This is a genomic window from Variovorax beijingensis (assembly GCF_007828835.1).
In the GTDB taxonomy this organism is placed as follows: Bacteria; Pseudomonadota; Gammaproteobacteria; order Burkholderiales; family Burkholderiaceae_C; genus Variovorax; species Variovorax beijingensis_A.
This window is the reverse complement of record NZ_VIVL01000001.1, coordinates 952,850-966,158: the sequence shown is the minus strand read 5'-3', so window position 1 is coordinate 966,158 and position 13,309 is coordinate 952,850. Positions and strand designations below refer to the sequence as shown.

Genomic DNA, 13,309 nt, shown 5'->3' with positions numbered 1-13,309 from the left:
CGCTGCCGGCCCCGCTCAGCCGAGGGTCACGCGCGCGAACTTGCGCTTGCCGACCTGCACCACGTAGCGGCCCGCGGGCAGCTTGAGCGCCTTGTCGCTGACCACCACGGAGTCGACGCGCACGCCGCCGCCATCGATCAGCCGATTGCCTTCGGAGGCCGAGGGCGCAAGGCCGGCCTGCTTGAGCAGCTGCGCAATGCCCAGTGGCGCTCCGGCCAGCGACAGCTCGGGAATGTCGTCGGGCACGCCGCCCTTGCTGCGGTTGATGAAATCCTGTTCCGCCGCCTCGGCCGCCGCCGCGCTGTGGAAGCGCGCGGTGATTTCCTTGGCCAGCGCCACCTTCGCATCCTTGGGGTTGCGGCCGGCCGCGATCTCGGCCTTGAGCGCCTCGATCTGCGCGAGCGACTGGAAGCTCAGCAGCGTGTACCAGCGCCACATCAGCTCGTCGGAGATCGACAGCACCTTGGCGAACATGGTGTTGGCGTCCTCGCTGATGCCGATGTAGTTGTTCTTGCTCTTGGACATCTTCTCGACGCCATCGAGCCCTTCCAGCAGCGGCATAGTGAGTATGCACTGCGGTTCTTGGCCGTATTCCTGCTGGAGATGCCGGCCGACGAGCAGGTTGAACTTCTGGTCGGTGCCGCCCAGCTCGAGGTCGCTCTTCAAGGCCACCGAGTCGTAGCCCTGCATCAGCGGGTAGAGGAATTCGTGCACCGAGATCGACTGGCCGGCCTTGAAGCGCTTGTTGAAGTCGTCGCGCTCCATCATCCGCGCCACGGTGTACTTGGCGGCCAGCTGGATCATGCCGCGGGCGCCCAGCGGGTCGCTCCACTCGGAGTTGTAGCGAACTTCTGCACGATCGACGTTCAGCACGAGGCGCAGCTGGTCGAAATAGGTGGTCGCATTGGCCTCGATCTGCTCCCGCGTCAGCGGCGGCCGCGTGCTGTTTCGCCCGGAAGGGTCGCCGATGGTGGTCGTGAAGTCCCCGATCAGGGGAATCACTGTGTGGCCCAGGTCCTGCAGCTGGCGCAGCTTGTTGAAGACCACGGTGTGCCCAAGATGGATGTCGGGAGCCGTCGGATCCAGGCCGAATTTGATGCGCAGCGGCGTCCCAGTGGCTTCCGAGCGCTGCAGCTTGCGCACCCATTCATCCTGCGGCAGCAGCTCGTCGGTGCCCCGGAGCGATATTTCGAGCGCTCGTCTTACACCATCCGAGAGGCTTGTGGATGTAACAGATTCGGCATTCATAGGCTTTTTTAGCTGATTTTCAGGTTGCCGAAGCTATACTCAGCCCGACTTTTCTAGCGCCGAATTCTAAGCGGCGCTTTTTCCGCACCGCCCTGCCGCCCTGTCCGTCCTGGGCTTTGCAGCGCGGATTTGCAGAACCTGAGCTGGAATTCATAGTTTGATCAACGGCATTCTCGCCGCCGAGGAGCTTTTGGCTTCTCGCGTGGCCTATACGTTCCGGACCTATCCCAAGCAGATCACCGCAGCCATCGCGGCTGCCTTGCTGAGCGCCGGAACCCTGGCAGTGGCCTCCCTGGGCCCCGACGCCTCCGACCTCCCGGTGCAGCAGATCCTCGAAGCGACCGCTCCGCTGTCTTTCGCCGAACAGAGCGAATCGCTGGAAAACTTCAGCTTCACGCTGTTTCGCACCGACATCACGCGCTCCAGCGACACGGCCGAGGCCCTGCTGAAGCGCCTGGGCATTTCCGACCCTGCCGCCACCGCCTTCGTGCGCGGCAGCAGCGAGGCCCGCAACGCCCTGTTCGCCCGCGCCGGGCGCACCGTCACGGCCGAAGCCACGCAGGAAAACCAGCTCAAGAAGCTGAGCGCCCGCTGGATTCCCGATGGCGACGGCGGCTTCAAGCGTTTCGTCATCGAGCGCACGCCGGTCGGCTTCGTGGCGCTCACCGAGCGCGACACGCTGACGCCGGGCACGCGCCTGGCCAGCGGCGTCATCCGCACCTCGCTGTTCGCCGCCACCGACGACTCCCGCGTGCCCGACGCGGTGGCCAGCCAGCTGGCCGACATCTTTGCGGGCGACGTCGACGTGCGCGCGCTGCGCAAGGGCGACCGCTTCGCCGTGGTCTACGAAACCTTCGAGGCCGACGGCCAGGCGCTGCGCAGCGGCCGCGTGCTCTCGGCCGAGTTCGAGAGCGGCGGCAAGGTGCACCAGGCCGTCTGGTTCCAGCCCCCGGGCCAAAAGGGCAGCTATTACCGCCCGAATGGCGATAGCCTGCGCAAGGCCTACCTGAGCTCGCCGGTCGAGTTCTCGCGCGTGTCGAGCGGCTTCGCGATGCGCATGCATCCGATCCTCAACAGCTGGCGCCAGCACAACGGCATCGACTTCGCGGCCCCCACGGGCACCGCGGTGCGCAGCGTCGGCGACGGCACGGTCGATTTCGCCGGCACCCAGAACGGCTACGGCAACATCGTCATCATCAAGCACCGCAACAACCAGCAGACGGCCTACGCCCACCTGAGCCGCATCAACGTCAAGGCCGGCGAAAGCATCACCCAGGGCCAGACGATCGGCGCCGTGGGTTCCACCGGTTGGGCCACGGGCCCTCACCTGCACTTCGAGTTCCGCGTGAACGGCGAGTACCAGGACCCGACCTCCATCGCCCAGGAGGGCGGCGCCCCCATCACTGCGTCCCTGCGCCCGGCCTTCGAGCGCATTGCAGTCGGCGCACGCACCGAACTGGCGGCCGCGTTCTCGGTCATCCAGGCCAGCGCGGACTGAGCCCCGGCGCGGCTCGCCTTCCCATCGAGATGGCCGCCGAACTGTTCATTGGCCTGATGTCGGGCACCTCGCTCGACGGGGTCGATGGCGTGCTGGCCGATTTCGCGAATGGCCGCATCGCCGTGCGGGCCTATGCCACGGCGCCTTTTCCCGCCGCCTTGCGCGCCGAGCTGATGGCGCTCAACAGCCCCGGCGACAACGAGCTCCATCGTGCCGCGCTGGCCGGCAATGGCCTGGCCCGCATCTATGCTGGCGTCGCCAGCCAGCTGCTGGCGGACAGCGGCACTCCTGCCAGCCAGGTGACGGCCCTCGGCGCGCACGGGCAGACGGTGCGCCATCGGCCCACCGAGTTCGACGGCGTCGGCTACACCCTGCAGATCAACAACCCCTCGCTGCTGGCCGAGCTGACCGGCATCGACGTGGTCGCGGATTTCCGAAGCCGCGACCTGGCCGCGGGTGGACAGGGCGCGCCGCTGGTGCCCGCCTTCCACCGTGCGCTGTTCGCACGCGCTGGCGAACCCGTGGCGGTGCTGAATATCGGCGGCATTTCCAACCTGAGCCTGCTGCCCGCGGCCGACGCGCCGGGAGAGCCGGCGGTGCTGGGCTTCGACTGCGGCCCCGGCAATGCCCTGATGGATCACTGGAGCCAGCTCCATACCGGCCAGCCCTTCGACCGCGGCGGGCAATGGGCCGCCAGTGGACGGGTGCTGCCCGACCTCCTCGCGCGGCTGCAGGCCGATCCGTATTTTGCGAAGGCGCCTCCCAAGAGCACCGGGCGCGACCTGTTCAATCCCGCGTGGCTTTCGGTCCGCCTGGGCCCGGATGCCGGCGCGGCGCCCGCCGACGTGCAGGCCACCCTGACCGAGTTCACCGCCGGCGTATGCGCAGCGGACGTTTTTCGCTACGGAAACGATAGCAAACTGCTGATCGTCTGCGGCGGTGGGGCGCTGAACGATCATCTGCTCGAGTGCCTGCGCGCGCACTTGCCCGGCGTGGAAGTGGCCGCCTCCACGGCACATGGCCTGCCCCCGCTGCAGGTCGAGGCCGCGGCCTTTGCCTGGCTGGCCCGCAGCACGGTACGCCGCGAAGCCGGCAACCTGGCCAGCGTGACCGGCGCACGAGGCCCCCGAGTGCTCGGGGCGATTTATCCGGCCTGACGGGCCGGCACTGCGTCACCCCTGGCCAGAAACCTCGGGCTGGGCCGGATGGGCAGCGCGCACTTCTGCAGGCAAATGCCAGAAGATCAGCGCAGAAGCGATCGTGACGAGCCCCATCGTGGCAAAAGTGGCCTGGAAGGCATCGAGCGTCTGCTTCGCCGTCTCGAGGCCAAAAATACCGTTGTAGCCCGCCAGCACTGCGCTCGCAGCCGCCACGCCGAGGCTCATTGCAAGCATCTGGACCATCGACAGCAGGCTGTTGCCGCTGCTGGCCATGCTGCCGTCCAGATCCTTCAGCGTGATGGTGTTCATGGCCGTGAACTGAAGCGAGTTGACGGCACCGAAGGCCAGCAATTGCAGGATATGCAGCGCAGCCGGCTGCTCCGGCCCGGTCAGGCCGAAACTGGCCATCGCGAGGCCCACCAGGACGGTGTTGGCCACCAGCACCTTGCGGTAGCCATGGCGCGTGATCAACGGGGTCGCGAAGCGCTTCATGGCCATGCCGGCCAGCGCGATCGGCAGCATCATGAGCCCCGCCCGAAGCGGCGAATAGCCCAGTGACACCTGCAGCAGCAAGGGCACGAGAAACGGCATGCAGCTGCTGCCGAGCCGCGAGAACAGGTTGCCGAGCAAGCCGATGCTGAGCGTGGGCACGCCAAAGAGCGACGGCGAGAACAGCGGCTCGGGCCGGCGCGCGGCATGCAGCCAGTAGGCGACCACGCTCGCAAAGCCGAACACCAGCAACAGCAGCACGCTGACCTGGCGCAGCCCCGCACCCGAAACGCCGTCGAGCGCCAGCGAGATCGCAACCATGCCGAAGGCCAGCATCGCGTAGCCCGCGCCATCGAAGCGGCGCTGGATGGCCCCGCGCAGGTCGGGCATGAAGCGCAGGGTTGCGAGGCAGCCGGCCAAGCCCACGGGCACGTTGATCAGGAAGATCCAGTGCCAGGAGGCGTACTGCACCAGCCAGCCGCCCAGCGTGGGTCCGAGCAGCGGCCCGATCAGCCCCGGAATGGCAACGAAGCTCATCGCCTGCAGGAACTCCCCGCGCGGCACGGTGCGCAGCAGCGTCAGCCGCCCCACCGGCAGCAGCAAGGCGCCGCCGAGGCCCTGCACCACCCGCGCAGCCACCAGTTGCCCGACGCCCACCGACAAGGCGCACAGGACGGAGCCGACGACGAACAGCACAATGGCCGAGAAGAACACGCGCCGTGTGCCGAACTGGTCGGCGATCCAGCCGGAGGCCGGAATCAGCATCGCCATGGTCAGCGCATAGGCCACCACCACCGACTGCATGCGCAGCGGGCTTTCGCCCAAGCTCGCGGCCATGGCGGGCAGCGCGGTGTTGATGATGGTGGCGTCGAGCGTCTGCATGAAGAAGCCGATCGCCACGAGCCAGAGCAGGCTCTTTCGGGCAGGATCGATGGCCGAGGCGGCGGAGGTCATGAGGTGGCGAGGGGGAAAGGAAAAAGCGGCGGGCAGCAAAAAGCCGCCCGAGGGCGGCTTTTTCAAGGAGCGAATGCTGGTGCCAGCATCAGCCCGGCATCAGGCCGAGAAGCTCGATCCACAGCCGCAGGTGCTGGTGGCGTTCGGGTTCTTGATCACGAACTGGGCGCCCTGCAGGTCTTCCTTGTAGTCGATCTCGGCGCCGACCAGGTACTGGTAGCTCATGGCATCGATCAGCAGCGACACGCCGTTCTTGGTCATGGTGGTGTCGTCTTCGTTGGTGATTTCATCGAAGGTGAAACCATATTGGAAGCCCGAGCACCCGCCGCCCTGCACGAACACGCGCAGCTTGAGGTCGGGATTGCCCTCTTCGGCGATCAGGTCGGCCACCTTGGCAGCCGCGCTGTCGGTGAAGACGATCGGTTCGGGCATCTGGGTCTGGATGTTTTCGGCAACAGCGCTCATGGGGGATAACTCCTTGGGGGCCGTACATGCGGCCAATGGACCAATGCTACTGCAATGCCGCATTCCTGGCTGGCGGGAGGCAGCGAGCACCCAACGCAAGTGGGGTCGAACACACATCCGCCAAGGCCGCGGCAATGAAAAAGCCGCCCGAAGGCGGCTTTTGTTCGCGATGAACAGGAAGGATCAGCGCTTGCTGAACTGCTTGCGGCGGCGTGCAGAGTGCAAACCGACCTTCTTGCGCTCGACTTCACGTGCATCGCGCGTGACGTAGCCGGCCTGGCTCAGCACCGGCTTGAGGCTTGCGTCGTAGTCGATCAGCGCCCGGGTGATGCCGTGGCGCGTTGCGCCGGCCTGGCCCGATTCACCGCCGCCGTTGACGTTGACCATGACATCGAATGCTTCGAGGTTGTTGGTCAGCACCAGGGGCTGCTTGGCAATCATGATCGAGGTTTCGCGGCCGAAGAACTCCTGGATGTCCTTGCCGTTGACCGTGATCTTGCCGGTGCCCTTTTTCAGAAACACACGGGCGACGCTCGATTTGCGACGGCCGGTGCCATTGTTCCATTCACCAATCATTCTCAAGGCTCCTTACAGTTCCAGCACTTTGGGCTGTTGGGCGGTGTGCGGGTGTTCTGCACCACCGTACACCTTGAGTTTCTTGATCATCGCGTAGCCGAGCGGGCCCTTGGGCAGCATGCCCTTGACGGCCTTTTCCAGGGCGCGGCCCGGATGCTTGGCTTGCATGTCGCGGAAGTTCGTGGCCGTGATACCGCCCGGGTAGCCCGAGTGACGGTAGTAGACCTTGTCGATCGGCTTGGCGCCGGTGACGCGCAGCTGGGCTGCGTTGATGATGACGATGAAGTCACCGGTATCGACGTGAGGCGTGTAAATGGCCTTGTGTTTGCCGCGCAAACGGAGAGCAACTTCGCTGGCTACTCGTCCGAGGACCTTGTCGGTCGCGTCAATCACAAACCACTCGTGCGTCACGTCAGCGGGCTTGGCGCTGAACGTTTTGGTCATGAGTTTTTCTCTATAAAGAGGGTTTGGCGAGCCCTTTTCCACGGTCGGCGTTCCTCTGACGGGAATCTCTTAGGTGGGAATAATTCTCCGCCGCGGGGCTACAAAAACGCTGCGAAGCCCGCGATTATACGAAGAATCGGCCAATCGGGGCAAATTCGGGCCCAGCGGCCGTCCAAGCCGTTACCATCGACCCCATGTTCAGTTACCGCCACGCCTTCCACGCCGGCAACCACGCCGACGTGCTCAAGCACACGGTGCTGATTGCCACGCTCGACCACCTGCTCGAAAAAGAAGCAGCGCTGACCGTGGTCGACACCCACGCCGGCGCCGGCCTGTACCGCCTGGACGGCGACTACGCCGGCACCAGCGGCGAGGCCGCCGAAGGCGTGCTGCGCCTGTTGGCGGACAAGAAAGCCCCTGCCTCGCCGGCCCCTGCCGCCAAGTCCGCCGCCAAAAAGGCAGCGCCCGAAGCCGAGGCGCCCCTGGCCGACGCGATTGCACGCTATCTGAGCGTGATCCACGACTTCAACCCCAAGGGCGGCGCCCGCATCTATCCCGGCTCGCCGTTCATCGTGCAGCACCTGCTGCGCGACCACGACAAGCTCAAGCTGTTCGAACTGCACCCGACCGATGCCCGCACGCTGGACGCCAACATCGCGCAGCTCGAGGCGGGCCGGCAGATCGCGGTGCTGCGCGAAGACGGTTTCGGCAGCGCCACCAAGTTCCTGCCGCCGCCCTCGCGCCGCGCGCTGGTGCTGATGGACCCGAGCTACGAGATCAAGAGCGACTACGGCCGCGTGCTCGACTTCGCGGCCGAGGCGCTCAAGCGCTTTGCCACCGGCACCTACGCCATCTGGTACCCGATCATTCCGCGCCCCGAGGCGCATGACCTGCCGCGCCGGCTCAAGACCCTGGCCACCAAGGCCGGCAAGCCCTGGCTGCACGCCACGCTCACGGTCAAGTCGAGCAAGCTGACCACCACGCCGACGGGCGAAACCCAGCGTCCGGGCCTTCCGGCCAGCGGCATGTTCCTGATCAACCCGCCCTACACGCTGAAGCCGCTGCTGGCGGCCGCCCTGCCCCAGCTGGTGCAGCGGCTGGCGCAAGACCGGCACGCCACCTTCTCGCTCGACGCCGGCGGCTAGGCCCGGCGGTCTTTGCCGCTTCAGCGGCGGCGGCGGCGCGGTGGCACTTTCACCTGGCGGCGCGCAGGTGCGGGTGCAGCCGCCGGCGCCTGGGCCTGCGCCTCGCCCTCCTCCACCTCGGAGCCACCGCAACGCATGCCCTCGCGGTCGATGATCGTCAGCGCCACCTGCTTGATGCCGAGCCCGATCAGCCCGATGCGTTCGGCCGCGGCGCGGCTCAGGTCGATGATGCGGCCCTGCGCATAAGGCCCCCGGTCGGTGATGCGCACCAGCACCTCGCTGCCGTTGACGAGGCTGCGCACGCAAACGCGGGTATTGAACGGCAAGGTCTTGTGGGCCGCCGTCATGGCCGTCATGTCGAAGCGCTCGCCGCTCGCGGTCTTGCGCTGGTGGAACTGGATGCCGTACCACGAGGCCCCGCCGCGCTCGAAGATCTCGCGCGGGCCGCCGTCTCCAGGCACGCCGTCGTCGGGCCCCAGTTCGCCGGCGCCCGATACGGCAAGGTCGTAGCGAACCGAAGGCACGTTCGATCGTGCCGGAGCACCCGGCGGAACGGCCAGCTGGCGCGGCAGCGGCAGGAGCTTGGCGTCCTTGTCGGTCGGCCCGCCCTCGGTGGCGGGGGGCATCGCACAGCCGGCCAGCGCACAGGCTGCTGCGACAAGCGCAACCCGAAACGCCGCGCGCAGCGGGCTCCCCGCTCCTGGACGCCCCCCCTTCAACCGAGGCGCTCCAATACAGCCAGCGTCGCCGCCGACTGGTTCATCGTGTAGAAGTGCAGCGCCGGCGCGCCGCCGCCCTGCAGCCGCGCGCAGAGGTCGGTCACTACGTCGAGGCCGAAGGCCTTGATGGAGGCCGTGTCGTCGCCGAAGCCCTGCAGCCGCAGGCGGATCCAGCGCGGGATCTCGGCGCCGCAGGCATCCGAGAAGCGCATGAGCTGCGTCGAGCTGGTGATCGGCATGATGCCCGGCACGATCGGCAGGTCGAGCCCCAGCTTGCGGGTGTCGTCGACGAAGCGGAAGTACGCCTCGGGGCTGAAGAAATACTGCGTGATCGCGGAATCGGCGCCGGCCTTCACTTTGGCGGCGAAGGCCTGCAGGTCGGCCTCGGGCGAACGTGCCTGCGGATGCACCTCCGGGTAGCAGGCCACCTCGATGTGGAAGTCGCGGCCGGTCTCCTCGCGGATGAAGGCCACGAGGTCGCTCGCGTACTGGAACTCGCCGCCGATGCCGTAGCCACTCGGCAGGTCGCCGCGCAGGGCGACCAGGCGCTTCACGCCCATCGCCTTGAGCTCGGCCAGCTGTTCGCGCACGGTGGCGCGCGTGGCGCCGATGCACGAGAAGTGGCTCGCGGCATCGACACCCTCGGACAGGATTTCCTGTACCGCGCCGAAGGTGCCCTGGTGCGTGGAGCCGCCCGCGCCGTAGGTCACGGAGCAGAACTCGGGCTTGCGCGCATACAGCTGCTGGCGCACCGCGCGCAGCTTGACCGCACCCTCGGGCGTCTTGGTCGGAAAGAATTCGAAGCTCAATGGAAGGCGCACCTGCGTCTCCTAGGAACCGTTCGCCTGGTCCGCGCGAACGGCGTGAATGAAAAACTCGCGGTTGCCGTCGCCGCCGGCAATGGGGCTGTCGAACCACCGCAGCACGCGCAGCCCGAGCGCCTCGCAGGCATCGCGCAGGCGCTTTTCGACCACCGCGTACATCGACGCGTCGCGCACGATGCCGCCCTTGCCGACCTGCCCCGGCTGCAGTTCGAACTGCGGCTTGACGAGCATCAGCAGCTGGCCGTCGCCGGCCAGGAACGGCACCACGGCCGGCAGCACCAGCGTGAGCGAGATGAACGAAAGGTCGCCGACGATCAGGTCGAAGCGCAGTTCGGAAGGCTCTTCGCCCTCTTCTTCCTGCAGGTCGTCCGGCGACAGCGCACGCGCATTGACGCCCTCGATGGCCACCACGCGCTGGTCCTCGCGCAGCTTCGGATGCAGCTGCCCGTGGCCGACGTCGACGCCCACCACCTTCGCCGCGCCGGCCTGCAGCAGGCAGTCGGTGAAGCCGCCGGTCGACTGGCCCACGTCGAGGCACAGCTTGCCGTCGGCGCTGACGCCGCTCGCCGCCAGCGCGCCTTCGAGCTTGAGCCCGCCGCGCGACACATAGCGCGCCTCGGCTGCATCGTCGAGCTCGACCTCGGCGGACTCGGGTACCTCGTCGCGGTTCTTCACCACCGGGCGCCACGCGTCCGCGCTGCCCGCATCGCGCCAGCGCATGCCGCCGGCAATCAGCCGCACGGCCTGCGAACGCGACGCGGCAAGGCCGCGCTCCACCAGCAATTGGTCAGCGCGCATCAGTACCGGTACGTGTCCGGCTTGTAGGGGCCGTTCTTGCTCACGCCGATGTAGGCGGCCTGCTCGTCCGTCAGCTCGGTCAGCATCGCGCCGACCTTCTTCAGGTGCAGGCGCGCGACCTTCTCGTCGAGGTGCTTGGGCAGCACGTAGACCTTGCCGGCCTGGTAGGCATCGGGCTTGGTGAAGAGCTCGATCTGGGCGATGGTCTGGTTGGCGAAGGACGACGACATCACGAAGCTCGGGTGGCCCGTGCCGCAGCCCAGGTTCACGAGGCGGCCCTTGGCCAGCAGGATGATCTTCTTGCCGTCGGGGAAGGTGATGTGGTCGACCTGCGGCTTGATTTCTTCCCACTCGTACTTCTCGATCGACGCGACGTCGATCTCGTTGTCGAAGTGGCCGATGTTGCAGACGATGGCCTGGTCCTTCATGGCAGCCATGTGCTCGTGGCGGATCACGTCGCGGTTGCCGGTGGTGGTCACGAAGATGTCGGCCTTGTCGGCGGCGTATTCCATGGTGACGACCTTGTAGCCTTCCATCGCGGCCTGCAGCGCGTTGATGGGGTCGATCTCGGTCACCCACACCTGCGCGCTCAGCGCGCGCAGCGCCTGGGCCGAGCCCTTGCCCACGTCGCCGTAGCCGGCCACGCAGGCCACCTTGCCGGCGATCATCACGTCGGTCGCGCGCTTGATGCCGTCCACCAGCGATTCGCGGCAGCCGTAGAGGTTGTCGAACTTGCTCTTGGTGACCGAATCGTTCACGTTGATGGCGCGGAACAGCAGCGTGCCCTTGGCGCTCATCTCGTTCAGGCGGTGCACGCCGGTGGTCGTTTCCTCGGTCACGCCGATGATCTCGGCCGACTTGCGGGTGTACCAGGTCGGATCGACCGCCAGCTTGGCCTTGATGGCGGCGTAGAGGATGCGCTCTTCCTCGCTGGTGGGCTTGGCGAGCACGCCCAGGTCCTTCTCGGCGCGCTGGCCCAGGTGCATGAGCAGCGTGGCATCGCCGCCGTCGTCCAGGATCATGTTGGGGCCTTCGCCCTGGGAACCCTTGGGCCCGAAGTCGAAGATGGCGTGCGTGTAGTCCCAGTAGTCCTTCAGCGACTCGCCCTTGATCGCGAACACCGGCGTGCCGGCGGCGGCAATCGCGGCGGCGGCGTGGTCCTGCGTCGAGAAGATGTTGCACGAGGCCCAGCGCACGGTGGCGCCGAGCGCCTGCAGCGTCTCGATCAGCACGGCCGTCTGGATCGTCATGTGCAGCGAGCCCGTGATGCGCGCGCCCTTGAGCGGCTGCGCCTTCGAGAATTCCTCGCGGATCGCCATCAGGCCGGGCATTTCGGTTTCCGCAATGCGGATTTCCTTGCGGCCCCAGGCGGCCAGCGAGAGGTCGGCAATCGCCTGGTCGGCGGTGGAAACGGGGGTGGGCTTGAGAACAGCGCTCATGAGAACTCCAACAAAGCTAGTTTGAAAGGTGCCACTGCGTTCGGGGAAAAGACTCACCGCGAGAACAGCGGGTGAGCGTGGTTGCGATGTGGTCCGAGCCTCACGCCTGGCGGCGCTGCAACGCTCCTCGGAACCGCGGATTGTAGACGGGGCGCCAAGGCGAGCCAACCGCCAGGGCATCCCACATGCCGGAAAGCGCATTTCGCATCCGGGGCGTACATTGACCTGACCCCAACGCCGGAAGTTCCACCCATGCGCTTGTCCAGACTCTCCCCCGTCCTGCTGGCCTCGGCCGCCTTTCTTCTTGTGGCCGGCGCGCCGGTCCTGGCCTCAGCGCAGGCCGCCCCCGATCCGGTGCGCATCCGCGGCACCATCGTGCGCATCGACGCCAAGGCCCTCGTGGTCCAGGACCGCGGCGGCGAGGTCGTCAGCCTGGCGCGGCCGGCCGACATGGCCGTGTCGGAGGTCTACCCGATCAAGCTGTCCGACATCAGGCAAGGCAGCTTCATCGGCACCGCCGCCATGCCGCAGGCCGACGGCACGCAAAAGGCGCTCGAGGTGGTGGTGTTCCCCGAGGCCGCGCGCGGCACGGGCGAAGGCCACCGTCCCTGGGACCTGCTGCCGCAGAGCACCATGACCAACGCCACCGTGGCCGACCTGGCCGCGGCGCCGACATCAGTGCGCGGCGGGCAGCAGCTGCGGCTGACCTACAAGGGCGGCGAGAAGACCGTCATCGTGCCGCCCGACGTGCCGGTCGTGACCTTCCGCCCCGGCACCGAAGCCCTGCTGGTGCCCGGCGCCAAGGTGCTGGTCAATGCGCAGGAAAGGAACGGCGTGCCCACGGCGCTGCGCGTCACCGCCGGACGCAACGGCTTCGCGCCGCCGATGTAGCCCAAGGGAAATCCCGCAGGCAATTCTTGCCGCCGCGGCGCCGCGGGCGGGCTGCCGCGGCGTATCGTGGCGAGGGACCGTCGGCCGTCCGGCCGGTCCTTGCCGCTCACCCGTTCTTCACCCGACACAGGAGATACCGCACCATGGCCACTGCCAAGAAAGCCGCCGCGAAGAAGACCACCGCCAGCAGCAGCACCAAGGCGGCTCCCGACGCCGCCGACATGCTCGACCCCTTGAAGAATCTCAAGGCCATGACCGACCGCCTGCAGGACCTCAACCTGACCGGCGGCGCGAGCAAGCTGCTCGAGAGCGGGCAAAAGGACCTCCAGGCGCTGATGCAGGCGAACCAGAAGTCCTACCAGGGCCTGCAGACCGTGGTGCAGCGGCAGACCGAGATGATCAAGAGCGCCATCGCCGAATGGCAGACGGCCGCCAAGGAAATGCCCGGCAAGGATGCCAAGGCCAACCTCGCCAAGCTCGACGAACTCGGCCGCCAGTCGTTCCAGCGCGCCATCGACGACATCAAGGAACTGGCCAACCTCGCGGCCAAGTCGCAGGCCGACGCGTTCGAACTGGTGCGCCAGCGGATCCAGGCCAATGTGGATGAAGTGACGAAGTTGCTGCAGCGCAAGTAAGGCGTTTTCGGCAGGTCGGGCAGG

Annotated in this window: 14 protein-coding genes and 1 riboswitch; of the genes, 5 read left to right on the top strand and 9 right to left on the bottom strand. The window is 67.1% G+C overall.

Annotation, left to right across the window (positions count from 1 at the left end; genetic code table 11):
- Positions 1-15: 15 nt before the first annotated feature.
- The gene (gene tyrS, locus FB547_RS04640) at positions 16-1,248 is read right to left on the bottom strand and encodes a tyrosine--tRNA ligase (protein ID WP_145740015.1); all 1,233 of its coding nucleotides are present in this window, start codon (positions 1,246-1,248) and stop codon (positions 16-18) included.
- A 157-nt stretch (positions 1,249-1,405) separates the two neighbouring features.
- Between tyrS and FB547_RS04635 the strand changes: the two genes are divergently transcribed.
- A complete protein-coding gene (locus tag FB547_RS04635) occupies positions 1,406-2,746 on the top strand; it encodes a M23 family metallopeptidase (RefSeq protein WP_145740013.1) in 1,341 nt (446 codons plus the stop codon).
- Positions 2,747-2,775: 29 nt separating this feature from the next.
- The gene (locus FB547_RS04630; RefSeq protein ID WP_145740011.1) at positions 2,776-3,903 is read left to right on the top strand and encodes an anhydro-N-acetylmuramic acid kinase; all 1,128 of its coding nucleotides are present in this window, start codon (positions 2,776-2,778) and stop codon (positions 3,901-3,903) included.
- A 15-nt stretch (positions 3,904-3,918) separates the two neighbouring features.
- Here the strand turns inward: FB547_RS04630 and mdtD are convergent, their stop codons facing one another.
- The 4 genes from mdtD to rplM form a co-directional block, all read right to left on the bottom strand.
- A complete protein-coding gene (gene mdtD, locus FB547_RS04625) occupies positions 3,919-5,349 on the bottom strand; it encodes a multidrug transporter subunit MdtD (RefSeq protein ID WP_145740010.1) in 1,431 nt (476 codons plus the stop codon).
- A gap of 99 nt (positions 5,350-5,448) precedes the next feature.
- A complete protein-coding gene (gene erpA, locus FB547_RS04620; protein ID WP_007827949.1) occupies positions 5,449-5,814 on the bottom strand; it encodes an iron-sulfur cluster insertion protein ErpA in 366 nt (121 codons plus the stop codon).
- Between the two features lie 183 nt (positions 5,815-5,997).
- Positions 5,998-6,390, bottom strand: coding sequence for a 30S ribosomal protein S9 (gene rpsI / locus FB547_RS04615; protein ID WP_015867438.1), 393 nt, complete (start codon positions 6,388-6,390; stop codon positions 5,998-6,000).
- 12 nt (positions 6,391-6,402) lie between these two features.
- Positions 6,403-6,834, bottom strand: a complete 432-nt coding sequence (rplM, locus tag FB547_RS04610) for a 50S ribosomal protein L13 (RefSeq protein WP_015867439.1) — start codon at positions 6,832-6,834, stop codon at positions 6,403-6,405.
- A gap of 194 nt (positions 6,835-7,028) precedes the next feature.
- On the opposite strand from rplM, the gene FB547_RS04605 reads away from it, so the two are divergent.
- The gene (locus tag FB547_RS04605; RefSeq protein WP_145740008.1) at positions 7,029-7,979 is read left to right on the top strand and encodes a 23S rRNA (adenine(2030)-N(6))-methyltransferase RlmJ; all 951 of its coding nucleotides are present in this window, start codon (positions 7,029-7,031) and stop codon (positions 7,977-7,979) included.
- 20 nt (positions 7,980-7,999) lie between these two features.
- Here FB547_RS04605 and FB547_RS04600 read toward each other — a convergent pair whose 3' ends face one another.
- The 4 genes from FB547_RS04600 to ahcY form a co-directional block, all read right to left on the bottom strand.
- Positions 8,000-8,605 (bottom strand): septal ring lytic transglycosylase RlpA family protein, encoded by a 606-nt coding sequence (locus FB547_RS04600; protein ID WP_145740006.1) that lies wholly within the window; start codon positions 8,603-8,605, stop codon positions 8,000-8,002.
- A gap of 89 nt (positions 8,606-8,694) precedes the next feature.
- Positions 8,695-9,519, bottom strand: a complete 825-nt coding sequence (gene metF, locus FB547_RS04595) for a methylenetetrahydrofolate reductase [NAD(P)H] (protein ID WP_145740004.1) — start codon at positions 9,517-9,519, stop codon at positions 8,695-8,697.
- 9 nt (positions 9,520-9,528) lie between these two features.
- Positions 9,529-10,320, bottom strand: a complete 792-nt coding sequence (locus FB547_RS04590) for a TlyA family RNA methyltransferase (protein WP_145740002.1) — start codon at positions 10,318-10,320, stop codon at positions 9,529-9,531.
- A complete protein-coding gene (gene ahcY, locus FB547_RS04585) occupies positions 10,320-11,759 on the bottom strand; it encodes an adenosylhomocysteinase (protein ID WP_124958737.1) in 1,440 nt (479 codons plus the stop codon). The genes FB547_RS04590 and ahcY overlap by 1 nt, the downstream gene beginning before the upstream one ends.
- Positions 11,760-11,825: 66 nt before the next feature.
- A riboswitch (S-adenosyl-L-homocysteine riboswitch) is annotated at positions 11,826-11,894 on the bottom strand.
- Between the two features lie 117 nt (positions 11,895-12,011).
- On the opposite strand from ahcY, the gene FB547_RS04580 reads away from it, so the two are divergent.
- Positions 12,012-12,650, top strand: coding sequence for a hypothetical protein (locus FB547_RS04580; protein ID WP_145740000.1), 639 nt, complete (start codon positions 12,012-12,014; stop codon positions 12,648-12,650).
- A 143-nt stretch (positions 12,651-12,793) separates the two neighbouring features.
- Entirely contained in the window at positions 12,794-13,285 is a 492-nt protein-coding gene (gene phaP / locus FB547_RS04575; RefSeq protein WP_145739999.1) for a TIGR01841 family phasin, read from the top strand.
- The last annotated feature ends 24 nt before the right edge of the window (positions 13,286-13,309 follow it).